Raw genomic sequence first — 26,228 nt, 5'->3', positions numbered from 1 at the left:
TTCCGGTTTTTTTGATATCCATCACCACAGGCGTGCCCCGCTTCTTCGCATAGTGAATCATTCTCACTGGACGTGAATATATTTCACTCCGTGAAGGCGAAAATCCGGCACCGCAACCCATTTTGTGGACTTTTTCACGTACTTTCTTGGCATGATTTGTGCGCAAGAGGTAGTGATACCGCCAACCTGGCCCTCTTACACTTCAAACAGTGCACTTTTGCTCAACACTTCGGAAACAGTCAAAGATCTCGAGACACTGGAAGGGCGCAGGCTTCTGCATGATTTTTTTCATGACAGGAGAGTAAAAAATGCGTTTGAGCTGAAGACGCTGCTGGAGTGTTGGCGGCTTGCCCGGAAAGGGACAGAACTGCAGTTTCGTGATGGCCGGCGCGTACGGTTTGAAACGGATCTCGGCGTGCGTCTCGGAACGCGCGTTTTCCTCGAAGAAATCGTTGGCACGTACTACTACAACACTGTGCAGGGCATGGTGTACGCAGGTGCCACGGTCGTCCTCATCACGGCGGCGCTTTATCTCGGTGGATATTCCATCTGGTTCGCGCTGGCAGGTCTTGGCCTGGAAGCACTGCTTCTGCTTCTGCTTGCCGTGGTGACGGCATTTTCCGCTGTCGATGACGGTGCGGCGAAACAGGGCGGACATCTGCCCGGAGAGAACCCGCTTGCAGGCCTCCATACACCGATCAACGAGATGACCAACGCGGTATCGGATCTGTTCCGGTTGATTTCACAGACGGATATCAGGCAGGATGTTCTGCTGACGCGTTTGACAGAGAACATCGGCAAGCAGAATGCAGAGAATACACGCAAGATCGTCGAGAAGTTCGAACAGAGCGGGCTGCAGCTGCGCGAGGCACTGGAAGCATCGCGCAGGCAGTTCGAGGAACTGCAAAGGCAGCAGGAGGAACAGAACAGGTTGACAGCCCAGCTTCTCGAAGCGATTCGCCAGCAGAAGGATGTCTCATGAGACGTCCGGCCAACGAGCGGCACCTGGAAAGTCCGGAGGCTTGAAGCGTTATGCGCAGGCGCCGGCAGCTGCACATTTTTTTCATTCTCTACCTTACGGCCGTTATCGGTTTCATTGTTATTTCGAAAGACCGTGAGCATCGTGATGAACGTATGACCAAACACAATGAACATATCATTCGCACCTTCCTTCCGGAAGTGCCGCTTTCCCTGGCGAGCGACACCGTGCGGTGGTATGTCAGTGCTGATTCCAGCGGCATCGTCAGTGGAGAAATTCCGCTGATGCGACGCAAGGTGTTCGTGCATGATATTCAGGCAGAGGATGATATCGCTGTGCGCCTGCACAGTGTGATCCGTGACGGCGTGTTCACTTCACCTGATATTGTGGGTGTCGGCGGCCGCACGGCATTCGGCAATATTCATGAACATACGGTGTATTTCCCTGTCACGGCGGCATTTCCGCGTACCGGGCGGTATCATATCAACCTGCTCGCCAGCGCACGGCGTGTGCGGGAGATTGCGAACGGGGTTTTCGATTATCACGGCATACGTTTCGACAGTACTCTTGTCAGCCGTGAGACCATCGCCAGCCTGGAACGGAATGGCGTGACACTGACGGTTGATGTGATCGACACCTCTGTTGCCACGCCGCGGACGGTGGAAGCGCTGTCGATCGAAGCAGAGCGCAGCAGCATCAGTTCGGCCATCGGCTTTGAAGAGATGAATGTCATTCGAGGAAATCTCGGATGGTCGTCTCCCGGCCTGCGTATCGTGCGCGGCGGTGGGACGCTCGAGGATATCTCGAAGAATCAGCGCAGCCTCGTGTATCGATGGACCGGCAGCGTGGCGCCGTATCCCGACACCGTGGTGGTCGAAGCGTCACTGCAGCGGGGAGCAGGAGGAAAGGACATCGCGCGCTGCAGTTTTGCGGTTTCGGGCATCGAGCCCTATCTGCGTCAGTCCCCGCCCGCGCAGCTGTATGCCGGTGAGGATTTGCAGCTGGACATTGGTATTGCAGGGCTTGAGCAGGACGAGCTTTACAGCTGGTCGCTGTATGAGGCCGTCGGGCAGGATGATCTCCTGCTCAAATCGGAAGGCCGCGGTTCGCGCGTGCAGTACCGTATCCCGAACTCCTACGCCGGGAAACAGCTTGTGGTCGAAGCCCGTTACAGGGGACGTCCCTACACCTTCATATCCTCGCAGACCTACGCCGCAGGCCGTTCCCGTTTTGTGCTTCCCGTGCTGAATCCCCCGACACAGATTCAGCTCAATTTCCCCAAAAAAGCTCCGGTCACCGGAAATTTCAGCTTCAGCGCTTCCCGCTATATCGATCCGCGATTCCGCGGCGAACAGCCAATTGACCGGCTGGCGGACGTGCGTGTGGACATCTACGATGAGGAAAACAACCTCATTCGGACAGACGTCTCCATGATCAGGAAAGGGGAGTTTACGTTCGTGATCCAGGACAAGAACGAAATTCGCGCTTCCGGCGAACGCGTTATTGTTCACGTGTATGCGGAAGACGCCTCCGCGCAGGCAATCCTGGAGTTGTACCGATGAAGATTATGGTAAAAGAGATGCCTGCCGGATTTGCATTGAATAGGCACTTTGTGCGAAGTTGTTATGATCTGCAAGCAAGATTCAGCGACCGCTCTTGCGCCTTTCCAAAGATCATCACGTCCCTCTTCTGCTTGATTAGCGATACGACGCCAATTGAAACTACGTACGATATTCAAATTAACTGTGTCCCGCCTCGTGCGGAGACCGCTCATCCTATGTCTTGTTAGGAGGTTATCCTTATGAAGAGTAGTGGATTCATTCGCCACCTCACGTTCGGTATGCTGTTGTTTGCCGTACTTCTCGCTTTCGCAGCGCCCGTCCTGGCGCAGCACGGCGATTCCGACATGAAGACGCTCGATGAAATCAAGCGCGAATTGCGCGACGAAGGCCGCGGACGCGACCTCAGCCAGCTCACGCATCAGGAGCTTGGAATGATCAAGCCTTCCCCCGGTGGAATGCTTAGCAACCTGTTCAGCACCGAGTACGTGTTCAAAATCGGAAACTCGACGTTCATCGTGAACATGTTGGCGATTTTCCTCATTATTCTGATCGCGTTCACCGTGGTCGTGTTTTTCTTCACGCCAATCGGTCTTTTTCTCTTCCGTGGCAGCCTCCATGCATTTGCCGGTGCTATTCTCAAGGCAACCGGCATTTCCAACAAGTTCGGTGAGCACCTGATGAAAGAGCCGAAGAAGTGGCTGCAGAAAGAGAAGAGTGTGCGCCAGGCGTTCGCGCTGTACATGCACAACGAATTCATCCCCGAGTATAAAAATAACATCACCGCCATCGCCTTTATCGGTACGGCCTTCCTGATCCTCAACATCGGTCTTCGCGGTGTGAAGTTCATGGTCGCGCATCAGCCTGACCTGATCGTCATCGCGATCATTGTTGAGATCACCGTGCTTCTCCTCCTCGGACTCACCACCTGGTACGAGAAAGAGGAAGAAGAAGAGCCCGGCGCAGGCGCAGGAATGCCCGGCAAGCAGCTTTCCGTTTCCGAGGTGCAGCGCCGTCTCGACGCACTCAAGGAAGAGCTCGAAGCTTCCGTGCGCGCCGAATCCGGCATGCGTCCATAAGCAGTTCACGGATGAAGCCAATCAGTTAAAGGAGGAGTATCCATTATGGCACAATCTGCCGACCATTATAAAAAATATCAGGTCTACTTCTTCCTGTATCTGGCTGTTATCTGCGAGCTGCTGATCATCATCGTCGAACGCGATGATGCCGAGGCGGACCTGCTGATGCAGCAGAGATTGCTGGAAGAAAAAAACCGAAAAATCATTCTTGAGCTGCTCAAGAACATGCCCGCCGTTGCCGCAGCCGGTGACAACCAGCTGAAGGTCGGTGAAGAACGCAAATTCACCATCAACGTCAAGGGTCTGGGCGAGCAGGATGAGGTGACCACGCCGCCGGAAGTCAAGGTCTTCAAGGACGGTACGGAGATTTCATCCCTGCGTTACCCCGAGCAGATTCAGGATTCAATCGTACACGGCGCCACGGGCGAGCGGCTCTACCGCTTTACCTGGCAGGCCGACAACGGCCCCGGAACGTATGAACTCTGGGTGCAGGCGGGCACCAACCGTGTGTCCCTCACGCCCGACATCGAAGAAGGTGCCGCGAAGATCAAGGTGGGAACGCTCGAGTTCTCGCGCAAGGAAATTCGCAACGCGCTCGACTCTGATCCCGATCTGATGGGAACCCCGGTCGAGCACTTCATCGAGCAGTCCGAAAACCTCAATCCCGACAAATTCGTCGTGGAGGTCGTTTCCGAGGAATACGATCAGCTGCAGATTCAGGCAGATCCGATCGTCACTGCCGTCGGTTTCCCGACGTACAACGAAATCAAGGTGCGCGGTACGACCGTGGACAAGATTTCGAATATGAACATCATCGGTGGCGGTATCGCGCTGCGTCCGGACAACAACCGGAACCCGTACTACAGTCCCGATCCCGAGCGCGGCAAGTGGGTGTGGTCGAATACCTACAACGAGCCCGGTGTGAAGACGGTGACCGTCGATGCGCGTGACAGCCGCGCGGCCGGACCGAAGAGCGTTTCGCGGCCGATCAACTTCGATGTCGAAGTCAAGCAGCCATATCTCGCGCGCCGCAAACCTTCCGGCGCCTTCGCCGGTGAGATTTTTGAGATGTATCTCAACGTTGCCGGTCTTGAGGATGTCGGTTCGTACCGCTGGACGGTTGAAATCGACGGCAGCGAAGTGGACAAGGGTTCCGGAAACGTACTCAAGTACAAAGTGCCCCTTGATGCACTTGGCGGTACGATGACGGTCAAATCCACGTACAGGGGCCGCACGTACCAGGTGCTGCCTGACTCGGCTGCACAGGCCATGACCCCGTCTGAATTCATCTTTAATATTACTTCTCCTGTCGATCGCATAGGTGCACAATCCTTTGCTAACGGTGGCGAGTATCCGATTAACAATGTGTTCCAGTTTGTCGCTGCACGCTGTGGCCGCTGTATTGCCGAGAATATTCAGAATATCGACCGGTCCTCCATCCGTATCGAGGTTGAATCCGAGGATGGACAGGATCTTCTCGATGACTGGGATGTCATTCCCCGGACCAACCCGAACAACGGTGCGGATCAGGGAAGCCTGGTGAAATTCTGGCTGCGCGGAAAAGTAAACCGTGATGGAACCGAAGCAACGATCAGCATCCGTTTCGGTGCTGTCAACGAACGGGTCAACGTCCTGCTTTATCAGGAATAACCGGTCGTCGCCCCAGGGCAACTATCGCGAAGTGGAACAAACAAATTCGACAATAGAGGTAAGTTCATGAGCAAACAATTCTTTTTACGTGCCTTTCTCATGGTGGCACTCGTTGCAGGCTTCATGCCGCAGCTCTTTGCTCAGACCGACCGCGAAGTCAAAAACAAGCAGACGGATCTGAAAACGGAGTACAACGACGCCCAGGAGAAAAACCAGATCATCAAGTCGGCCGCCGAGGACAAGCCGCGCGCCACGACAGGGCGCCGTCGCAGTTCCGCCACTACCGGGTATGACTATACCCAGGTCAAGGGCTATCAGCTGCGGCAGTTCTACGAGCGCATCGACAAGGTGTTCACCCGCGCCGCGGATCTTGGCATGTTCGAGGAAGAGTACCACGAAGACGGTACCTTCCCGGTTCCCGGTCGCAAGGGGAATGGCAGCTCGCAGATGCGCAAGGTTGAAGTGTATTATGTCGAGGCCACCCCGGACGAGCAGGAACTCTACGACATCGATCCCTACCAGGTGATCGAGGTCTATGTCGAGAAGCTTGAAACCCTTCCTCCCGAGGATATGGGTGGCGGCCAGGAAGAGTCCGGTCTCGGTATCGGTTTCGGTGCATCGAGCAGTGAGCCGATTGCCAAGGGCTTTTCCCTCGCAGGCAGCGACCTTCTGAGCGTGCTCAACATGGTCGACGAAAATCTGTATGATGACATTCTCGCCAAGCGCGCGACGTCCAACTCGATCCCGCTCCCCGAGCGTGGCGACTGGATGCCCGGCAAGGTGGGACCGTTCATCGTCATGACACAGAAAGAACTGGAAACGACGACCAGCCGTTTCCGTGATTTCTGGAACGAACGGGACACGCTCGCCAGCGCAGTCGTCATCCCGCAGTTTGACGCTGCCGGGCCGCTGTACACTGGAAGCATTCCCGTGTTCTACCCTGAATACCAGCGCATCCCGGTGCGGAATACTGACCGTGATCGTCCCCTGAAAATCACACGCGTTGAATTCGTTGGTGACAATGCCGAGCAGTTCGCCATCAAGACGAAGTTCCCGAAAATGCTTGACCCGCGTGGCGGTGAAAACGACAAGGTGAACATCGAGTTCGAATACCTTGGCGATTCTCCCTACGAGGTGCGTACGATGCTGTACATCGAAGCGAAGGAATCGAGCATGGAGCAGACCGTCGAACTGATTGCGAACCCGGGTATCTATCCCGCGGACTTTGCCATCATCGATGCGTCACTCGACCGAGTTGAACTGCGCTCACCGAGCCGTTCCGGCTTCGCACCGGACTGGAAGCTGAGCTACAACATGGGCAACGACGAAATCGGTCTGCCACGCTGGACATCGGGCATTTCTTCCCTCGGCATCGGCTATAAAAACCAGATGAGCGTGGGTATCGTGCTTCCGATGAACATGACGGCACCTGACCTTCCGTCGCCGCTTGCCTATAAGAAGGACCTGCTTTCCGCCAACGGTGGTTACAACGTGGCATTTGATTTCACGTTTGGTTTCCCCTTCTCCCTCGGCGGTAATCTGACCGTTGTGAACGATTTTGACGGACAGGAAGCGTACGACCACCTGAAAGTGCTCAATATGACCCCGGTGGAAGGCGAAGCGGATTACAACAATGATTTCTTCCACATCTCCACGATTGCGCAGGTGTACTATCCGATCATGTTCAAAGACAACGTGCATAATCCCAACCTCGCGTTCCGTCTGAACATCGGTGGTAGCTTCATGCAGATCAAGCGTGACCATCTCGTGACCGCCGTCGGTGAGAAGCTGGGTCATGAGTTCAAGGCCGAGGATATCGGCAGCATGTTCACGCTCGAGAAGGAGAAGGACCTGATTGATATCTACGTACGCATGTCCTTCATCAATCTCCGTGCGAAGAACCGTTACGGTATGGGCATCCAGTATTTCGCCGGTCGCATGATGGCTGACGCCTTCCTTGAGCTGACCGACTGGCTGCGCGTCGAAGCGAAGTATTCCTTCCTTCTCCGCGACCAGGAAATCTGGGAGACCGAAAGCAATTACTTCCTGATCACCCCGAGACTTCGCATCGGGCTTCCTTCCATCTTTAATTGACGGGAGGCAGTATCATGAAGAAATACAATGTTACAAGCACGGATAAATTCAGCATGCAGATGAAAAACCGACTTCTCACGATTCTCGCCGCCCTCCTTCTCGTGGTGTTTGTAGCGCCGCAGGCGCTGCAGGCCCAGAGTGCGGATGACGCGCTGACGAACGTCGAACAGATCATGCGATACATGAAGAGCGCGAATTACTCGGAGGAAGACCTCCTGGGCCGCATGGCCTGGGGTGACCAGCTCATCAATGACATGGTCAACTTCCGCGCCTCCGAGGATGATCGTCAGAATTATCTGCGACTGCTCGATATCGCCATCGATCATTACAAGGACGAAAATGACAGGCTGCGCGTGCTTCTGCGTGCACTCACGACGCTGGATCCGCTGGTAGACAAGTACTTCCCCCAGTGGATAATCCAGGACGAGCCCATGATTCTCGAAGTCATGCGCAAAGTGCGTGACAATCGCGACGATCTGCTTGATGCGGAAGCCGTGGATGTCGCAGAGCGCGTACTGATGGGCAAAGCCCGCATGCGTGTCATCCAGAGCCCCAAAGACGATCAGAACCTGATCGCCATCATTATTGAGAAAGCGCGTCCCCACGATCCTGATAACCTGTCCGCCGGATTCAGTCCCAACAAGGACAACAGTGATTTCGACGATTACCGTATCGTTGGCCGCCGCAATCTTCGTGAAATCCTCACGCCCGACCTGTATGAAGCCGTGGTTGATCGCCAGCAGTATGCCAGTCTCGATGAGACCGGCGCACTCAAGCCGCAGCCGTACGTTGCCGAAGCCACCATCAGTGTGCCTTTCGGCGGCGGCTTCATGTGGACGCTCGACTCACCGGAGCGCGCACCTGATGGTGTCGCCCTGCAGCCCTCGCGCATCCGCGCCGGCTTTGAACTGAAGATCGGAAACGACTGGGTGAACCTGCCGTTCCTCTACGGCGCACAGTGGAACACGCTGTTCGTCTACGAGCCCTCGACAACCGAGCGCATCAAGATCGGTCCTTCGATCCCCTTCACCTGGGGTGACAAGAGCATCCAGGACAATTTCCCCATCTTCAAGCCCCGTACCATCAATGGTACATGGGGTGCATCGGGTGAGTACTACAAGCAGCTCTCCAACATCTCCGGAGCACCGGGTTCGGATGCTGACGGTCTTGGCGCCGCCGCATTCGTCAGCTTCGGTCTCAACAAGCTGGGCAGCAAGAAAATCACGACGCCGGATGGAACCATCATCAATGGCGACGAGATTGAAAAACCCAGTCCCGAGAATCCGGAATCCGAGGAATTCTTCAAGCAGCGATTCTACTACATCGCCTCTTCCGCCAACCTGTTCTACTGGCGGGATCTCGGATTCATGCTCAAGGGACTGCGCCTGCATGCCGGTCTCGGCTACCTCAAGGTTGTCGAAGCCGCACGCAAGAATCAGTGGGAAGATGCCATTCCTCCGGGTGTGAACGCCTACGACTTCGTAGACAGCGTCAAGACCGTTGCTGATCACAGCACACTCGATCTCTGGGCACGCCTTTCCTACGATCACTTTGGAAAGACCACCTATGGTGTCGCCGTGCAGTATTTCAATGGCGGCCTGATGGGTGAAGTCTACCTGAACATCTTCAGCTGGATGCGTGCAGAGGTCAAGTACTCGCGCCTCATCCGCGATGCCGAGAAATGGGAACATGATGAAATGATCGTTCCCGGACTTCGCTTCGGATTTGCATTCTAGCGCGTACGCGCGTGCATTCATAACGGATACTGTGCAGGCGATGGGCGTACCATCGCCTGCACATGTTTTCCACGCATCAGCGGCTCCGACATCAGTGTTTCCCAGTGAGCTCTCAGTCAGCCTCAGGTGTTCAGCAAATCTATGCAACGCTACTTTCTCATCATTCCTTTCCTCCTTCTGCTAGCACTGACGTTCAACGGTGAGGCGCGCATGACGCCTGCACCGGTATCGGCCTGTCCCACCTTTACGCAGGACGTAACAGGACCGGACAGCCTGCGGAAGCCGACCATCATTTCCGCCCGCAGCAAGCATCCGGAATCCGTCACGGTATCCATTCGCGCCGTCGATATCAGCCGGTATCCCGAGGTCAGCGTCATTCTTGATGCGCGAGACTCGACGGGGAATCACTTTGCGAAGCTGAAGAAAGAAGACATGGTGATCTATCAGGATGGCTCACCTGTCGAAATCGAAGCACTCGACAAGATTTCCGCATCCAACAGTTTCCCCGTCGACATCGCATTCATTATCGATCAGACCGGGAGCATGGAGCAGGAAGTCTACGAAGTGAAGAGCAATATCATTGAATTCACACAGCGCCTGGCATCACGTGGCGTCGATTACCGTCTCGCCCTGATCACGTTCAGCGACAGAATTGAGCGGTACAAGGACTTCACCGAGGATGTGAAAACGTTCATCAGCTGGATCGATGGATTGAAAATCGGCGGCGGGGGCGACGATAATGAGAACGCTCTGGAAGGTTTATTCGAAGCGAGCAGCTTTAAATTCCGGCAAAGTGCGCAGCGTATTTTCATCCTCATTACGGACGCTATGTTCCATCAGAGAGGGGACCGCGGGGATGGGAAGACGGAATTCAACACGCAGAGCATGAAAGAATTCCTGCTCAAACAGAATATCAAGCTTTTCGCCATCACGCCACCCGACATCCCGGAATATGTGGAGCTGACGGAAAGTACGCGCGGCAAAAGGTTCAACATCATCGAAGATTTCAGTTCCATTCTCGACGAGTTCAGTGAGTCCCTGACGAACCTGTATGCGATACGCTATCGCATTCCGCAGGAGATTCCTCCCGAGAAGATGAAGCTGGAAATCCGCAACGCGGCGGATGAAATCGTCCTTGAGGAAGAAGTCACCGTCCTCGACGTGGATAAGAAATTCGTCCTCGAGAATATCCTGTTCGATTTCAACCGCGCGACCTTCGACATGACCTATGTGGAGGAGTTGAAGAACATCCTCGCTATGCTGCGCAAGTATGAAAACATTCACATCGAGATTCGCGGACATACCGATTACATCGGCAGTGACGAGTATAACATTGCACTTTCGGACGCCCGGGCGCGCGCGGTAAAACAATATCTCGTAGACAGGGGTGTCGATGCATCGCGGATTACGACACGCGGCATGGGAAAATCACAACCCATTGCACCGAATGATACCGAGCTCGGACGCAGGCTTAATCGCAGGACGGAAGTGATTATCACCCGGAAATGACCTCCTGCGGTACTATTCGCCCATGATTTTCACGATAAGGCGTTTCCGCCGCATCCCGTCGAATTCCGCATAGTAAATCTGCTGCCAGGGCCCGAAGTCGAGCGCAGCATCAGTGACAGGGACGATGACCTGGTGATGCACGATCAGGTTCTTAAGATGCGCATCGCCGTTCGTTTCCCCGGTGCGATGGTGCCGGTAACCGTCCTTATACGGTGCAAGTCCTTCGAGCCAGTCGTCAATGTCCTGCAGCAGCCCCGATTCAGCGTCATTGACCCAGACGCCAGCTGTGATATGCATGGCGGAGACGAGTATCATGCCTTCGCGAATTCCGCTTTTGGCAAGGATTTCCTCGACGTCGCGTGTGATGTTGATGTACTCCCGCTTTGTGCGGGTATTGAACCAGAGATATTCAGTGTGAAACTTCACTTCCCGCTCCAGAATCATGAGTGATACACGGAACGCACATGATAATCGCAGTCGCGGTGAATCGCAACCGCCGGTAAAACTCGAGGGCACGCTCGACAGGGTGACCTGGTCTGCGGCTGACAGCGCTTTCGTCGTTTTGCGGGTGCGGGTTGAGAACGAGCTCTTTCCCATCGTCGCCGTCGGTGAAATGCTATCCCCGGCACCGGGGGACAGGTATGTCCTGATCGGCCGCTGGGATGAGCATCCCCGATACGGGAAACAGTTCAAGTTCACTTCCTACGATGTGCAGATGCCGGTTACAGAAGACGGTATCATTCGTTTTCTTTCTTCCGGCCTCCTCAAGGGGATAGGGATAAGCACCGCAGGAAAAATCGTTGACCGTTTCGGCATGAACACTATTGAAGTGATGAATACCGATATTGGCCGGTTGCGGGAGATCGATGGGATAGGTGAGAAAAAGCTGGAAACGATTCAGAAATCGTGGGACGAGCAGCGCGGGGTGCAGCAGGTAATGCTCTTTCTCAGACAGCATGATATCAGCACCTCGTGGGCGGTACGGATTTTCCATACATGGAAAACAGAGGCCGTCGCGATAATGCGGGAAAATCCTTACAGGCTGGTTGAGGATGTCGAGGGCATCGGATTTACCGTGGCCGACAGCATCGCCCGGTCTATGGGAGTGGAGAGCGCAGATGAGCGCCGGGTGGAGGCCGGACTGAGCTGGGTGCTTCATGAAGCGGCGAACAGAGATGGACACTGTGCCATTCCCTACGAGCAATTCCTCCATCACGCTGCTACTGTGCTTGAAGTCGACGAAACCACCGTCTCCGCAGCATTGTCGGAGTGCAGGGAGAAAGGGAGCATACTCGAGGAAGAGGGACTGCTTTTTCTGCCGGCACTTTTTGCCGCGGAAGTACAGATTGCCGAAGCCATCGCACATGCATTTTCCGAGCAGTGGAACGGGCTCGATCATCTCGCCCTCGACGAATCCCTCACCGAAGTCGAAGAGGATCGTGCACTGCGTTTCAATGCCCAGCAGGTCGATGCCATCCACCGCTGCCTCGCGGGTCCCTTATGCATCCTCACCGGTGGTCCCGGCACGGGAAAGACAACGACGTTGATTGGCATCCTGCATGTTGCCCGGAGGCTGAAGTGGCGTGCGGCCATCTGCGCTCCCACGGGACGCGCAGCAAAAAGAATTACAGAAATAACAGGCTGCGAAGCCAAGACCATACACCGCATGCTCGAGTTCGATCCCGTGACCGGTGGTTTTCAGCGTGACGAAACCACGCCCATCGAGGCTGATATTCTCGTCGTGGACGAAGTTTCCATGGTGGATGTGGGACTGATGGCGGCCCTGCTGCGTGCTCGTCCCCCGGGCTGTCGTATCGTACTCGTCGGCGATGCGGACCAGCTGCCGTCTGTCGGACCGGGCGCGGTGCTGCGCGATATGCTCGGCTGCGGAGAAATCGACTCCGTGACTCTGAAACTCATCTTTCGCCAGGAAGAGAAGAGCAGTATTGTAAGCAACGCACACCGTGTGCGTGAAGGCTTCATGCCCACCTTCGACAGCAAGCTGCTCGAGGGAGGGGAGACGTTTTTCCGCGAGGTGAGCACCGGGGAAAATATTGCCCAGCTTATCCGTGATCTCATCATCGATCGGCTGCCCACCGCTGTGGATTGCGATCTTCGCAGGGACGTGCAGGTGCTTTCGCCCATGTACAATACGCCGGCTGGCGTCACGCATCTCAATCACGTGTTGCAGCAGGCGATCAATGGCGGGGGACGCGTGGTATATCATCACGGCGACAGGACATTTCGCGCCGGCGACAAGGTCATGCAGATTCGCAATGACTACCAGAAAGACGTGTACAACGGGGATATCGGGTATGTCCGCACATTCGATGAAGAAGAAAACCGCCTCATCGTGGAATTCGACGGGAGGGATGTCGATTACACCGCCGATGAAACCCAGCAGCTGGTGCTTGCCTATGCCATCACCATCCACAAAAGCCAGGGAAGCGAATATCCGATCGTCATCCTTCCCATGGTGATGCAGCATCGCATTATGCTGCGGCGAACCCTGCTGTATACCGCCATGACACGTGCGCGAGACATGCTCATCATGCTCGGGCACCGATCCGCGGTTGCCACTGCGGTGCAATCTCCGCTCGAAAAGCCACGACACGGACGCCTTCGCGACAGACTGAAGGAAGTGCTCCGTTAGTCATCGCGCTTCTGCTCAGGTCGTCATCGGCTTGCCGTGGACAGACTTCGTTATAGGTAGTCTCCGCGCTTTTTTTTACATTAGATGGTCCCTCGCAGAGCAAGAATGCCAGGCGCAGAATTTGATGTACAAATTCCCCACGCCCAATATTCCCATGATTCGAAAAAAACGTTCGATAAGCCTCGATAACCTCAATCTCTCCAACCCGCAACGGGCTGCTGTGAGCCGTGTGCTTACCGCGCAGAAGAACAAGTACAAGAAACTTCTGCACGAAACGCATGAACGGCTGCACATTATCGCGGACATGACCACCAGTCTGGAATTCTGGTACAATGTCAATGGCAGTTACGAGTTCGTGAGTCCTGCAAGTGAACATATCCTCGGGTTTACACCCGCGGATTTCATGAACGGTGTGGCGCATCTCGAGAATCTGGTCCACGACGACAGTCTCGAGCAGTTTCGCGCAGACCGGAGTCGTGCGCTGAACGGGGAAGCGGATGATGGCGTCGAGTATAAACTGCATACCAGGGAAGGAGACACACGTTGGGTGCAGGCTTCGTGGAAACCGGTTCAGACGCGTAAAGGCAAGCAGATCGGCATCCGCATCAGTATCCGGGACATCACCGAGTTCAAGCGCTGTCAGCATTTCAGCAGCGCATATGAATCTCTCATGCGCGGCATCGCCAACGAACTCAGCGAGGTCGGAATTATTTCCGTGACAGCGGATCTGCATATCAAAACCTGGAACACCGGGGCAGAGGCCATGCTTGGCCGGGACCGGGAGTCGATGCTGGATCAGCCGATTGCGCTTCTTCTTGACGACGATCATGCGTCGTCGACAACCGCCGTGCTTGAAGGACTCGAATGCGGTGAGCGGCGGGAAATCATTCTCCCGCTGAAGCGCGGCGACGGCGGTACGGTCTCACTGCGTGTCACCCTCATGCCGCTCTGTGACAGGGATGGCCATCTTCATCAGGTCACCTGCCTGCTTCGTCCCACCGATTGACCACATTTTTCCATACGACACCCATGCGATCGAAGAGGAAAAACAGCGTTCGAGACGGCTCGCCAGTCGCGCAAACGCTCAGCGGAAGCGGCACGGCATACCGTTGTACGACACTTGCCTCCGGGTTGCGCATCGTGACCGAGCAGGTGCCTTCCGTGCATTCCTTGGCGCTCGGGGTGTGGATCAATACGGGCAGCCGTGATGAAACGGGAGCCGAAAACGGGATTTCCCATTTCATCGAACATTCGGTGTTCAAAGGGACGCAGCGCCGACGTACGCATCATATTGCGCAATATCTCGAAGCGGTGGGTGGATATATCAACGCCTTTACAACAAAGGATACGACCTGCTATTACGCTCGTGTCCTGCGTCCCCACCTCGCACGCGCCGTTCATCTGCTGGCGGATATCGTGCTGCATCCGGTATTCCCTGATGTGGAGATCGCCAAGGAAAAACAGGTGATCATCGAGGAGCTTCGCGGGGCGGAAGATGACCCCGAGGATCTTGTACACGAGCAGTTCGAAGCCTTGCTCTACGGCCAGCATCCCCTTGCGCAGACCATTCTCGGCCAGGAAGCGAACATTGCATCCTACACGCGTGCGCAATTACAGGAGTTTGTCAACAGGCATTACACGGCTGAGAATATGGTTGTTGCCGCGGCAGGTGCCGTGGACCATGACAGACTTGTCGCGATATGCGAACAGGAATTTTCATCCGTCCCGCACGGAACTGTCGCCGTCCGGCCGCGTCCCAGGCGTCATGCTGCGCGCACTGATGCACGTCCCCGTCCCATCCAGCAGACACACCTCGTTCTTGGCGCCATGGCGGAGGGATATCACGGGAAGACGCGCCATGCCCTTGCCGTTCTCAACGCCTTGCTTGGTGAGGGGATGAGCTCACGGCTTTTCCAGCGATTGCGTGAACGATACGGTTATGCCTACAACATCTACTCTTTCCTTTCCATGTATCATGACGTTTCCACGTTCGGTGTGTATGCCGGACTGGAGAGCGGACAGACCGAACGTGCCCGCGGGCACATCCTGAAAGAGCTTATGGCACTGGCTGAGCGCCAGGTCTCCGTTCGTGAGCTTAACAGGGCCAAGGAGCAGGTGATCGGGGGAATGCTGATGGGCTTGGAGAGCATGACAAATCGCATGTCGCGTCTCGGGAAAGATGCTCTCGTGTACCAGCGTGACATCACTGTCGAGGAGCTGCTCGCCGGTGTACACGAGGTGAATCCCGAAAGTCTTCGCATCCTCTGTGCGCAGTTGTTCGATCCGCGGCGCCTGACGGAAATGCGTCTGCATCCCGCCACGTAAGCCGCACCCCGTCCTTTTGGTAATTGCTGCTTATGTCCTTACATTTGTTAGGATTATACCAATTCGGACCATTTCACGCGTTCCAATGCTGAAATGGCTGTCTATAAAAGCGTTTCAACCGTTTTTTACTACGACGACCTGACAATGATATCCGCACCTCAGCTTTCCCACCGCGCCTCCATCATGCCGGCTTCTCCCATACGCAAACTCGTACCGCTCGGGGACGAAGCCAGGAAGCGTGGAACCCATGTCTATCATCTCAACATCGGCCAGCCCGATATCCCGACGCCGCCTGAATTCTACGATGCGGTTCGGGCCTACGAAGAAAAAGTCATCGCCTACGGGAATTCCCAGGGCATACGAATTTTTATCGAAAGTCTGCAGCAGTATTACGATTCACTCAGTATCCCGCTTGCCTACGACGACATTGTCATCACCACCGGCGGCAGTGAAGCGATTCTGTTTTCCATGATGGCTGTCGCCGAACCCGGCGATGAGCTCATCGTATTCGAACCCTTTTACACCAACTACAACGGGTTCGCGATCATGGCAGGCGTGCGCCTCGTCCCGATCGCCACGCAGGCGGAAGACGGTTTTCACCTGCCTGCCGCGGAGGCTATCGAGCAGCATATCACACCGCGCACGCGCGGCATCATCATCTGCAATCCGAATAATCCTACCGGAACGGTGCTGCGGGATGAGGAACTGATGCTCGTGCGGGACATCGCCGTCAAGCACAACCTCTTTGTGCTGTCGGACGAGGTGTACCGCGAATTCGTCTATGAAGGTGCAACGAAGAGTGTGCTTGATATCGATGGACTCGAGGAGCATGCCATCGTTATGGACAGTCTTTCGAAGCGCTACAGTCTCTGCGGGGGCCGCATGGGTGCGGTGATCAGCCGAAACAAGCGTTTCATGGATGTCGTTCTGCGTTTCGGCCAGGCCAGGCTATGCACGGCCACGCTCGAACAGGTGGGTTCAGCCGCACTCGTGGCCGAGGGCGCGAAGTACTTCGATCCGATGATCAGTGAATATCGCACGCGCCGCGATGAGACCTTCGATGAACTGCAGAAGATTCCCGGACTGCTGTGCCGCAAGCCCAGCGGGGCGTTTTATATCATGGCGCAGTTCCCTGTGGACGACATCGAGGCATTTGCCGCCTGGATGCTGACCGATTTCAGCGACAACAATGAGACGACGATGATCGCACCAGGTCCCGGATTTTACGCCACGCAGGGGCGGGGAAGCAATGAAGCACGACTCGCATACGTGCTCAATGCCCCCGATTGCAGGCGCGCCGTGGAACTCGTCGCGAAAGGGATCGAGCAGTATAATCATGTGACCAGAAAGGATTAGAGATCGTCTATGATTACCATCACGATCGACGGTAAGGAAATCCAGACAGATCCTTCGAAGACCATTATTGAAGCGGCCTTCGAGAACGGCATCTACGTGCCGCATTTCTGCTGGCACCCCGGACTGTCCATTTCCGGCAACTGCCGCATGTGTCTTGTGGAAGTTGAAAAGATGCCCAAGCAGGTGATCGCCTGCTCGACCCGCTGCATGGACGGCATGGTTGTGCATGTGAACAGTGAGAAAGCTGTGCAGGCACGGGAAGCGGTTATGGAATTCATCCTCATCAATCATCCCCTTGACTGTCCAATCTGCGACGAGGCAGGGGAATGCAAGCTGCAGGATTATGCGTATCGCTTTTCGGTAGGGGAGAGCCGCTTCGACGAAGACAAGGAACATAAGCCGAAGCGTCATGAACTGGGTCCCCATGTCATGTTCGATGCCGAGCGCTGCATCTCCTGTTCCCGCTGCATCCGCTTCTGCGAAGATATCGTGGGCTACCCGCAGCTGACCTTCGTCGAGCGTGGTGACCGTGTCAATATCGAGACCTTCCCCGGAAAGAAGCTTGACAACCCGTATTCCATGAACGTGATTGACATCTGTCCCGTGGGCGCCCTGACGAGCAAGGAATTCCGCTTCCAGGCGCGGGCGTGGGACATGTCGGAAACGCCAAGCGTTTGTAACGGATGTGCGCGTGGCTGCAATATTGACGTGTGGGTGCGGAAGAACGAAATCTTGCGTCTGACGCCGCGTGAGAATCAGGAAGTCAACAATTTCTGGATGTGCGACAAGGGCCGGCTTGAGAGCTGGAAGCACGTCAACGCGGAAACCCGTGTCGTGCAGCCGATGCTGCGAAAAGATGGCAGCCTGAAGCCGGTCGGCTGGGACGAAGCGCTTGCTGCCGCGTCCTCCGAGCTGAAAACCTACAGAGGCGAGCAGTCGGCCCTGATCGGATCGGCATTCGATACGTGTGAAGATAATTACCTCGCATCCCGCTTTGCACGGGAGGTGCTGAAAACGCCGTACCTGGATATCCTGCCTCATGTCGTGGAGGAGGACCAGGACGAATTTCTGCTTCGTGCGGACAAGACTCCTAACAGCGCAGGTGCCCGTCTTGTCGGGCTTGTGCCTGCGGATGAGGCACACGGCTACACGCATATTCTCGAATTGCTGCAGCAGGGGAAAATCAAGGCACTCGTGCTTACCGACTACAGGGCGGATGAAGTGCAGGGTGTCACCAGTGCGGTGGAGAAAGCTGCATTCACGCTGGCCATCGTCAGCAACCTGTCCCCCGCAACGGAGCATGCCGATGTTGTACTGCCAGCGGCGGCATTTGCAGAGAAGTTCGGGAGCCTCCTGAATTTCGAACAGCAGCTGCAGCTGCTTCATCCGGCCATCGTGACAGCCGAAAACGAGCGCTGGATGGGACCCTACGCCATGAGCCGTCTCGACAAGTTCGCCAGCGAGTTCGACCGCTGGGGCCGCATGAAGAAGTACGATGCGAAATCCACGGGTCAGATTCTGACCAATCTTGCCGTGCTCATGGGTGCATCGTGGAAATTCAATCACCCTGAAGATATTTTTGAAGACATGGCCAGCCGCATCGACGCGTTGCGCGGTCTGGACTATGAAAAGCTTGGCCGCTGGGGCGTTCGACTCTCCGGTGAAACGCCTGAGCATCTTCTCCCGTACGTGTACAGCGATGTTCGTTCATAAGCCACATTGAGATCATGGATATCACCGACATTCTCATAATACTTATCAAAATCGTCGTCATGTTGACCGTGGTGCTTCTGACGGTGGCTGAGCTCGTGTACGCGGAGCGTAAGGTCAGTGCATTCATCCAGAATCGCCTCGGACCCAACCGCGTCGGATGGCGCGGCTTGCTTCAGCCGTATGCCGATGTGATCAAGCTGCTGCTGAAGGAAGACATCGTCCCAACAGCGGCCAACCGTTTCATCCACACCCTGGCACCGATTATTTCGATCGGCGTGGCGTTCAGCACACTTGCCGTCGTGCCCATCGCGGGCGACACCATTCACATGTTCGGGCGTGAGGTCAAGATGATCATCGCCGATGTGAACATCGGCATTCTTTACGTACTGGCGCTGACGTCAATGGGGGTGTACGGATTGACACTGAGCGGCTGGTCATCGAATAACAAGTACTCGCTGCTGGGCGGACTCCGTTCGTCGGCGCAGATGATCAGCTATGAGCTCTCGATGGGTCTCAGCGTGATCGGCGTTGTCATGATTACCGGTTCGCTGCAGCTGACCGATATCGTTTCCCATCAGCATGGATGGATGTGGAACATGGTGCTGCAGCCCGTGGGATTCATCACCTTTGTTGTCGCCGCCTTCGCGGAAACCAACCGGACGCCCTTCGACCTTCCCGAGGCGGAACCCGAGCTGGTTGGCGGGTATCACACGGAATACAGCAGCTTCAAATTTGCCTTGTTCTTCCTTGCCGAGTATGCCAATATGATTACGGCAAGCGCCATCATGACGACGCTGTATCTCGGTGGATGGCAGGTCCCGTACCTCGAGCTCCTGCAGCTCCCGGCAGGCGTGAATGTTGCCCTTCAGATTCTCGCGTTTGTGCTCAAGGTCGGCTTCTTCCTCTTCGTGTTCCTGTGGGTTCGCTGGAGCGTACCGCGTTTCCGCTACGACCAGCTCATGGATCTCGGATGGAAGGTCATGCTGCCGATTGCACTGGCGAACGTCGTGATCACCGGTATCGTGATTCTGCTGATTTAAGAAGCAACGAGAGGAAAGGAATACAGTATGCAAGTGCAGTCACAGGATAAATACAATCTCAGTTTCTGGGAAAAGATCTACATCCCCGAAATCCTCAAGGGCATGAAACTCACGCTCGAGCAGATGCTCAAGAAAAAGGACACCCGTGAGTACCCGGAGGAAAAATGGATTCCACCCGCATCCTATCGTGGTGCCCCGGTGCTCGTTTTGGAGGAAAACGGTGTGGAGCGCTGCGTCGCTTGCGGACTCTGTTCGAGAGTCTGTCCCGCCATCGCCATCGAAGTGCAGGCAGCGGAGACCGAGGATGAGAAAGAGCGTTATCCAGAGCTTTTTGAGATCAACATGCTTCGCTGCATTTTCTGCGGTTTCTGTGAGGAAGTCTGTCCCGAAGAAGCGATCGTCATGAGCCAGCGATACGAGATGGTGTTTACCAGGTACGAGGACGCCGTGCTCGGAAAAGAACAGCTGCTGACTCCCGTCGAGACCTTGCGTCCGCGTCTTGAATTTCTCCGTGCCCACCGCTGATTTCTCTCCCCATTCATGGTACGCAGCGTCGGCAGAATGAATGTGATATCGCCCCTTCTCGGGGCGATATTCCTTTTATCCGGCTGTCTGTCGCTCATCGATCACATCCACGTACCCGCTGAAGTTGCGGTAGGCGAGGCATTCACTGTATCGGTGGACGGGTCGGTCATCGGGCGAGGAGGGGGAATGGTCGGACTCGTCGTGCAGCTGCCCGACAGTTTCGAAGTCAACAGCGCATTCTACGTCTCCGATCGTGCGCGTCGTCCCCTGCGCAGCAACGCGCAGATCGCATCACACTATGAAGCGGAAGCGGGCCACTATGTCATGGCATTTGTCGACAGCATCCGCTACAGCAGGGATACGGATGCGGACGTTCGCGTTCTGTTGCGCATGACCCCGGCGACGACAGGGCAGTACCAGTTGAAGTTTATTGCAGGGATTTCCACGGAGGTCAACGGCAAACTTGTCTGGCGCAGCACCGATCCTGCCGAAGCCAGTAATTTTGTGGACAGCCTCGGTTCGGTACGTGCACATCCTGTGCATGTCATCTATCCGGAGCGAAACGGCACCGCTGCCCTCGAGCTTTCAGGGGCGCGGCAGTTCTGTTCGTTCCCGGCGGTGGCGAGTCTGCTTCCGCAGCTGCGCAGGGATTTTACCTATGAATTCTGGTTTCGCACTTCCGCCTTCGATTTCCCGCTGCTCAGTACGCGTCCCGACGACTTCACGACCGCATTCCCCTTCGCGATGGATGTGGATGCGGGAGGGGCCGTGCAGTTGATGGCGGCGGATGGTGACCGGTTGTATTCCACCCATACACGGACCTTCGTCGCCGATGGGACGTGGCACCACATTGCCGCCAGCTGGTGCAGTGACAGCCTGCAGGCGATGCTGTTCATTGACGGGATTGCCGCCGATACCCTGCATCTGCCTCCACGCATGCGCCTTGTCTCCGCTGATCAGCTGCTGCTCGGCAGCAACCTCGCGCACAGCGTTTTTGCGCGCGGACAGTTCGAAGAGCTTCGCGTATGGGAGAGCTGCCGCAGTGAAGAGGAGATCGCGTATTACAAGGATCTTGCACTGAGCGGCTACGAAACCTCGCTGCTTGCACTTTTCTCTTTTGACGGTGGGGCCGATGGCAGAATCCCGGCCCAGGCGCAGGGAGACAGTCTCGCGCTGACCGCATACAATCTACCTCGTCTTGTCGTTTCGACCACGCCTCTGCGCATCGAGCTCCTCGCGTTCAATGCGGAGCTGGTTGATGATACGGTGCGTATGAACTGGGAAACCTTCGATGAATCAAAGGTGGAATATTACGAAGTGGAAAAACGGAGTGCATCCGGGAAATACACCGTATTTGAAAGGGTTGAACCGCTGCGTCTCCTCGAGCGGCATCAGGTTTATCTGCTCACCGATGCCTGGGGAGGACGCAGAGTCGCGTATTACCGTCTCCGCAAGGTCAATACCGATGGTACGGCCCTGTTTTCGGAGGAAGTCCCCATCGGCCTGGAGGCCATCCTGAATTTCTCACTCGGAGACAATGACCCCAATCCCTTCAGTGAAAGCACGGAGATCCCGTACACACTGAGCAAACGCACCCGGGTGCAGCTCACGATATACGACATGATGGGAAACGAAGTGGTGACGCTGGTTTCGGAATCACAGGATCCCGGCGATTATTCCGCCGTCTTCGAAGCCGGGGATTATCCGGCCGGAATGTATTTTTACAAAATGCGTACGGGCGCTGGTTCGCAAACAAAAAAAATGTATCTTGCACGCTGACTCACGAACGGGATGCCGGTCATTCCATCACCTTAAAGCGGCCATTTCCCCCTGAAAAACGGCGCTGGAATCGCTTGACATTCGTACACCCCATGGTTAACTTGTTCTTATCTATTAAGAAACGCATTGGTTACACGGATACCACTCTGGAGCAACTGGAAAAAATCTCTGCACGCGACTGTCGCTCCCGGAGTCCGTTGGACCGTCGTTTTTCTACAGGCTTTCTGAATCACGCTTACAAATACAACAGAAGCTGATGAACCATAACTGCTCAATTATTCCCCAACTGCTAGGAGGTATTTCATGAAGAAGTTGACTCTTCTTTCTGCAGTTTTTCTTCTAGGCATACTGCTGACGCAGGTGGGTTTTGCGAACGGTACGTATAAGTACAGCAGCAATCCCCATCTCCCGATTCGCAGCGCACAGACAACGCTCGACGCGATTTATGTTCCCGCGGCCGTTCCGGTTTCGGATGTGCGCGTTTCCATGTATGCCAAGGTCGTCATGTACTCGACCCTTCGCATCACGCTTACCTCGCCCAAGGGTGTGCAGGTAGTGCTGAAAGCGGAGAGCGGGAATCTCGGTTCCACGCCGCTTTACGGCTCGATCGGATCCGAGCGCTCCCATCTCCTCTTCCGTGATCGGGCGAACTCCTGGGGCGACCAGCCCAATGATCGTCCAATTGCTCCTGAAACCCCGCTCTCACAGATGAACGGTGTGATCGCACAGGGTTGGTGGCAGATCGAGATCAAGGATGAGCGCAACGCTTCGATCAATGCCATTCCTCAGGATGGTTTCCTCGAGTCATGGGTGCTGTATTTCAACGAGCAGATCGTTGAGCCGATTCAGCCCTTCAACCCCGCCATCAACGTGTTGTGGCCGGGTGGTGGAAACCTGTTTGGCCAGATCAACGGTGTCGCCGCACAGTTCGGCGATCCCAACAACCTCGCGCAGATTCCGAATGACGGAAGTGCGCAGAGCCCGGGCAGCCAGTGCAACTACCCGAACGACCCCAGTGTGCTTGTGGGTCTTAACGGCGACTGCTTCCCCGTGCTGATTTCCGGACATCCCGGAGCACTCATCGGAACCGAAGCCAATGGTTACCCCTCTGGCCGTTTCCGCGTCACCATCACTGTCGAGCCGACCTATCCCGCCAGCCCCATCCAGGGTCTGACCGAGGATATCGCGATCTATTTCGGTCGCGTGCCCGATGGCGATCTGAATCTTCCGCTGCCTGCACCTCCTGGCATGGGTGATCCCGGCTACAAGGCAAAGCAGTATATCGGTGGCTGGCCTTCCGGTCAGGGTAATGCTGTCGCATCCGCCCTGCAGGGTCCTTCCGGCGCCTTTGGTGGTGTCCGTCTGGCCGCCTGCATCTCCCCGTCGCCGGCTGACCTTACCGGTTATGACCGTGTGACCTTCGACGATCTCGCCACCACACAGATCGACAATGGCGTCGGCGTGCCCCCCGCACCCGCAGCGCCGCCGATTTTCACCGGTGACTTCCAGCCGATGCAGCCGCTGAGCTCGCTCGATGGATTCCCGGTCGATGGTCTCTACTATGTGACCGTCTATGATGCCTTCAACGAGAACGGTCCGCTTTACGGCCACATCCGCGTCACCTATCTGCAGGTTGAGTACGTGGTCGGTGGTGGTGAAGTGCCCGATCCCGAGCGTCATCAGGGATTTGTCGGTCCTCTGGCCGGTGTTGAGATCCCGGGTGAATTTGCTTCGCCGGTTGGCTATCTCTCCGATGTTATCGGTGTGATTCCGCCGCACAAGGAGCATGCGCAGGTCCAGGATCCCATGCTGGTTTTCTGGTCGACGCAGAAAATGTATCCGCGTGATGCCGTCGGTACCGAGCGTATCATGGCCGTGGATCAGAACAACTACGCGCCGCCTTCGGCAACGCACTATCATGGTCCGTATGCATACCCCGGTACGCTCGATGAGAATGCCGCCGTGCCTGGTTCCTTCGTGAATGCTGACGTGATTCAGGTCCCGCAGGGCACCTATAATCTTCGCGTCAACCTCATGCAGGCGCGTTACGACGACGATCTGGCGGACAATCAGTTTGAGTCCCCCGCGATTGACGTCAATCCGATTTCGATTTCCTACTTCGGTGACAAGCTCACCCAGTGGAACAAGTATATTGATCCGCAGAACGTGAACGCAGTCGCCACCGCCGTGCTCGGTAACGGACAGGGTATTGGTGTGACGTTCTCGCTCTTCGGTGTCCCGACGACGAAGGTTTCCAGCGTTGACTACAAGTTCGACGATGGTACCGCACCCATTACCCCGAAGGCTGACGCCCGCATCAGTATCTGGAAGACCTCCAACGGTTTCGCCGGAGCCCCGCTGACGCTCGTCGGTCGTTCCACCACGGTTCTCGAGGAAGCATACGTCGAAGGCAACTGGCGTACCTTCCCGATCTATCCGGTCGATGCCAATGGCAATCCGGATGTGGCCGCCGGTGGTTCGGTGGATCTCCCGCAGGGTTCGTATGTCTTCACACTTGATCAGGTCAGCACCGGTGGCATCCTGCTGTATCCCTACACCTGGGGCGCCATCCCTGCACTGACTGATCGTTACTGGGACTATCTGTTCAGTGACAACTTCGGTCCTCTCGGTCCGACCAGCAGCACCGGTACCATGCTTGGTTACCTGTCGCTCGACAACACTGCTCCGCCGGCGGTGGGTTGGGGTTCCGCACAGTCCGCAGCGCAGGACTACTCGAACCACACCTTCCCGATGCGCGTGAACATGACCACGCTCAATGACTTCTCCGTCAACTGGGTGCGCTTCAGCAGCCAGAACTCCCCGACGGAAGCCATTGCCGTTGGTCAGGAAGTCACTCCTTCCGTCAACATTACCGCGAACTCCGACCAGGGTGGTCTTACCAAGGACTGCAACGTCTATCTCGGTATCTATGACGCTGGAAACAACCTGCTTTACAGTGATATGATCAACATCGCCAATGCGCCGTACAACGGCATCCAGGGCTTCCAGACGCTGACCATTAACATGGCCAAGTGGACGCCTGCCAATGGCGGTATCTATCACATCAAGGCATACTTCACGCGTAACCCTGACGATCAGAATCCGGTTAATGACCTCATCGAATACGACCTGCTTGTCCAGGCCACCCCGGTTATCGCATTCGACGACAACACCAATCGCAACCAGCTCAACGAGCTGATCGATGTCGTCAGCAGCCGTGGCATCGAGCCGGCACTGGTCAACCTCGACGAAGCCAGCCTCGCCACCTGCGAGAACAGCACGATTTACTTCGCCGGCGACATGAACGCTGCCGCCGATGCTGAGCTGTCCGCCGCAGTTGCCAAGGGCAACGACGTTGCATTCGTTTACGAGCGCAATGCCGAATTCGGAGCGCTCGTCCAGAAGATCGATGCTCTTTATGACATCGAACGCGCATGGACGCCGGACTACAGCAGCCTCGAGATTGCTCCGAGTGCTGTGAATCCGAACGCTCCCACCGTTGTTGCTGCTCCCCCGCAGCCGACGGTTGAGTTCCCCGAGGTTTCCTCCAAGGAAGAACTCGTAACCTGGATCGCTTCACAGGATCTTACGCTCAAGCCGACCAAACATTCCTTCAAGAAGGATGGTCCGGTGAACGAAGCGTTTGCGAACGCACTGCCGGTCGCGAAGACCAGTGCATACGGCGACATCACTTTCGTGAATGAGTTCAACGGCAACCTCGGCATTGTCTACACCGTGCCGAGTGTCCGCAAGCAGATTCCGACTGAGAAGCCGCCTGTCGCAGGTGCATTTGCTCTCGAGCAGAACTACCCGAATCCGTTCAATCCTTCCACGACCATTTCCTACACGCTTGAAAAGAACAGCACCGTTTCTCTGCGCATCATTGACATGCTCGGCCGCGAGGTCGCAACGCTCGTCAGCCAGGCGCAGGATGCCGGTACGTACACTATCAGCTGGAAGGGCGTGGACCAGAGCGGCGTCGAAGTTCCGTCCGGCAGCTACTTCTATCGTCTCGATGCTATCCCCGCCGATGGCGGAAGCACCTTCACGAGCACGAAGAAGATGATGCTGTCCAAGTAAGCGGAGGTTTCCCCGCATTACTCGGACATCAGTCCGTTCTTCAACCCTCCCCGCATTGCGGGGAGGGTTGTTTTTGTAACGCACCTGCCGCGGATTGTGGGAAGTTTTCCACATTCTTTTTACTTTGAACTATTCCTCTGAACCCGACTGG

Annotated in this window: 17 protein-coding genes; 16 read left to right on the top strand and 1 reads right to left on the bottom strand. The window is 55.8% G+C overall.

What is annotated here, in order from left to right; all coding sequences use genetic code 11:
* Positions 1-217: 217 nt before the first annotated feature.
* The 7 genes from KQI65_12830 (at position 218) to KQI65_12800 (ending at position 10,606) form a co-directional block, all read left to right on the top strand.
* On the top strand, positions 218-982 hold the full coding sequence (locus KQI65_12830) for a hypothetical protein (protein ID MCB2205621.1): 765 nt from the start codon (positions 218-220) through the stop codon (positions 980-982).
* Between the two features lie 50 nt (positions 983-1,032).
* Positions 1,033-2,541 (top strand): hypothetical protein, encoded by a 1,509-nt coding sequence (locus KQI65_12825; protein MCB2205620.1) that lies wholly within the window; start codon positions 1,033-1,035, stop codon positions 2,539-2,541.
* Positions 2,542-2,780: 239 nt separating this feature from the next.
* Entirely contained in the window at positions 2,781-3,617 is an 837-nt protein-coding gene (locus KQI65_12820) for a hypothetical protein (protein MCB2205619.1), read from the top strand.
* Positions 3,618-3,662: 45 nt separating this feature from the next.
* On the top strand, positions 3,663-5,267 hold the full coding sequence (locus KQI65_12815; GenBank protein MCB2205618.1) for a hypothetical protein: 1,605 nt from the start codon (positions 3,663-3,665) through the stop codon (positions 5,265-5,267).
* Positions 5,268-5,333: 66 nt separating this feature from the next.
* Positions 5,334-7,361, top strand: coding sequence for a hypothetical protein (locus KQI65_12810; GenBank protein ID MCB2205617.1), 2,028 nt, complete (start codon positions 5,334-5,336; stop codon positions 7,359-7,361).
* Between the two features lie 14 nt (positions 7,362-7,375).
* Positions 7,376-9,097, top strand: a complete 1,722-nt coding sequence (locus KQI65_12805) for a hypothetical protein (GenBank protein MCB2205616.1) — start codon at positions 7,376-7,378, stop codon at positions 9,095-9,097.
* A 141-nt stretch (positions 9,098-9,238) separates the two neighbouring features.
* Positions 9,239-10,606, top strand: coding sequence for an OmpA family protein (locus tag KQI65_12800; GenBank protein ID MCB2205615.1), 1,368 nt, complete (start codon positions 9,239-9,241; stop codon positions 10,604-10,606).
* A gap of 12 nt (positions 10,607-10,618) precedes the next feature.
* Here KQI65_12800 and KQI65_12795 read toward each other — a convergent pair whose 3' ends face one another.
* Complete coding sequence (locus KQI65_12795; GenBank protein ID MCB2205614.1) at positions 10,619-11,032, bottom strand: secondary thiamine-phosphate synthase enzyme YjbQ; 414 nt, start codon at positions 11,030-11,032, stop codon at positions 10,619-10,621.
* A 16-nt stretch (positions 11,033-11,048) separates the two neighbouring features.
* On the opposite strand from KQI65_12795, the gene KQI65_12790 reads away from it, so the two are divergent.
* The 9 genes from KQI65_12790 to KQI65_12750 all read left to right on the top strand — a co-directional run bounded on the left by KQI65_12790 (position 11,049) and on the right by KQI65_12750 (position 26,077).
* Entirely contained in the window at positions 11,049-13,259 is a 2,211-nt protein-coding gene (locus KQI65_12790) for an ATP-dependent RecD-like DNA helicase (protein ID MCB2205613.1), read from the top strand.
* Between the two features lie 154 nt (positions 13,260-13,413).
* Entirely contained in the window at positions 13,414-14,265 is an 852-nt protein-coding gene (locus KQI65_12785) for a PAS domain S-box protein (GenBank protein MCB2205612.1), read from the top strand.
* A gap of 23 nt (positions 14,266-14,288) precedes the next feature.
* On the top strand, positions 14,289-15,584 hold the full coding sequence (locus KQI65_12780) for an insulinase family protein (GenBank protein ID MCB2205611.1): 1,296 nt from the start codon (positions 14,289-14,291) through the stop codon (positions 15,582-15,584).
* Between the two features lie 144 nt (positions 15,585-15,728).
* Positions 15,729-16,940 (top strand): pyridoxal phosphate-dependent aminotransferase, encoded by a 1,212-nt coding sequence (locus KQI65_12775; GenBank protein MCB2205610.1) that lies wholly within the window; start codon positions 15,729-15,731, stop codon positions 16,938-16,940.
* Positions 16,941-16,949: 9 nt separating this feature from the next.
* Positions 16,950-18,653: a (2Fe-2S)-binding protein gene (locus tag KQI65_12770; GenBank protein MCB2205609.1), complete on the top strand. Its 1,704-nt coding sequence runs from the start codon at positions 16,950-16,952 to the stop codon at positions 18,651-18,653.
* Between the two features lie 14 nt (positions 18,654-18,667).
* On the top strand, positions 18,668-19,693 hold the full coding sequence (nuoH, locus tag KQI65_12765) for an NADH-quinone oxidoreductase subunit NuoH (GenBank protein ID MCB2205608.1): 1,026 nt from the start codon (positions 18,668-18,670) through the stop codon (positions 19,691-19,693).
* Between the two features lie 27 nt (positions 19,694-19,720).
* The gene (locus KQI65_12760; protein ID MCB2205607.1) at positions 19,721-20,218 is read left to right on the top strand and encodes an NADH-quinone oxidoreductase subunit I; all 498 of its coding nucleotides are present in this window, start codon (positions 19,721-19,723) and stop codon (positions 20,216-20,218) included.
* Between the two features lie 42 nt (positions 20,219-20,260).
* Positions 20,261-21,997: a T9SS type A sorting domain-containing protein gene (locus KQI65_12755; GenBank protein ID MCB2205606.1), complete on the top strand. Its 1,737-nt coding sequence runs from the start codon at positions 20,261-20,263 to the stop codon at positions 21,995-21,997.
* Between the two features lie 303 nt (positions 21,998-22,300).
* Entirely contained in the window at positions 22,301-26,077 is a 3,777-nt protein-coding gene (locus KQI65_12750) for a T9SS type A sorting domain-containing protein (GenBank protein MCB2205605.1), read from the top strand.
* The last annotated feature ends 151 nt before the right edge of the window (positions 26,078-26,228 follow it).

The organism is bacterium (genome assembly GCA_020444325.1).
GTDB lineage: Bacteria > Bacteroidota > Ignavibacteria > SZUA-365 > SZUA-365 > BM516.
The sequence above is the reverse complement of the archived record's forward strand: the minus strand, read 5'-3'. Positions and strand labels throughout refer to the sequence as shown.

Excerpts from the sequence above, each read along its gene's own strand:
- KQI65_12820 (MCB2205619.1), top strand. The coding sequence starts at position 2,781 with ATGAAGAGTAGTGGATTCATTCGCCACCTCACGTTCGGTATGCTGTTG.
- KQI65_12775 (MCB2205610.1), top strand. The coding sequence starts at position 15,729 with ATGATATCCGCACCTCAGCTTTCCCACCGCGCCTCCATCATGCCGGCT.
- KQI65_12785 (MCB2205612.1), top strand. The coding sequence starts at position 13,414 with ATGATTCGAAAAAAACGTTCGATAAGCCTCGATAACCTCAATCTCTCC.
- KQI65_12805 (MCB2205616.1), top strand. The coding sequence starts at position 7,376 with ATGAAGAAATACAATGTTACAAGCACGGATAAATTCAGCATGCAGATG.
- nuoH (MCB2205608.1), top strand. The coding sequence starts at position 18,668 with ATGGATATCACCGACATTCTCATAATACTTATCAAAATCGTCGTCATG.
- KQI65_12815 (MCB2205618.1), top strand. The coding sequence starts at position 3,663 with ATGGCACAATCTGCCGACCATTATAAAAAATATCAGGTCTACTTCTTC.
- KQI65_12760 (MCB2205607.1), top strand. The coding sequence starts at position 19,721 with ATGCAAGTGCAGTCACAGGATAAATACAATCTCAGTTTCTGGGAAAAG.
- KQI65_12770 (MCB2205609.1), top strand. The coding sequence starts at position 16,950 with ATGATTACCATCACGATCGACGGTAAGGAAATCCAGACAGATCCTTCG.
- KQI65_12750 (MCB2205605.1), top strand. The coding sequence starts at position 22,301 with ATGAAGAAGTTGACTCTTCTTTCTGCAGTTTTTCTTCTAGGCATACTG.
- KQI65_12810 (MCB2205617.1), top strand. The coding sequence starts at position 5,334 with ATGAGCAAACAATTCTTTTTACGTGCCTTTCTCATGGTGGCACTCGTT.
- KQI65_12790 (MCB2205613.1), top strand. The coding sequence starts at position 11,049 with ATGAGTGATACACGGAACGCACATGATAATCGCAGTCGCGGTGAATCG.
- KQI65_12780 (MCB2205611.1), top strand. The coding sequence starts at position 14,289 with ATGCGATCGAAGAGGAAAAACAGCGTTCGAGACGGCTCGCCAGTCGCG.
- KQI65_12825 (MCB2205620.1), top strand. The coding sequence starts at position 1,033 with ATGCGCAGGCGCCGGCAGCTGCACATTTTTTTCATTCTCTACCTTACG.
- KQI65_12800 (MCB2205615.1), top strand. The coding sequence starts at position 9,239 with ATGCAACGCTACTTTCTCATCATTCCTTTCCTCCTTCTGCTAGCACTG.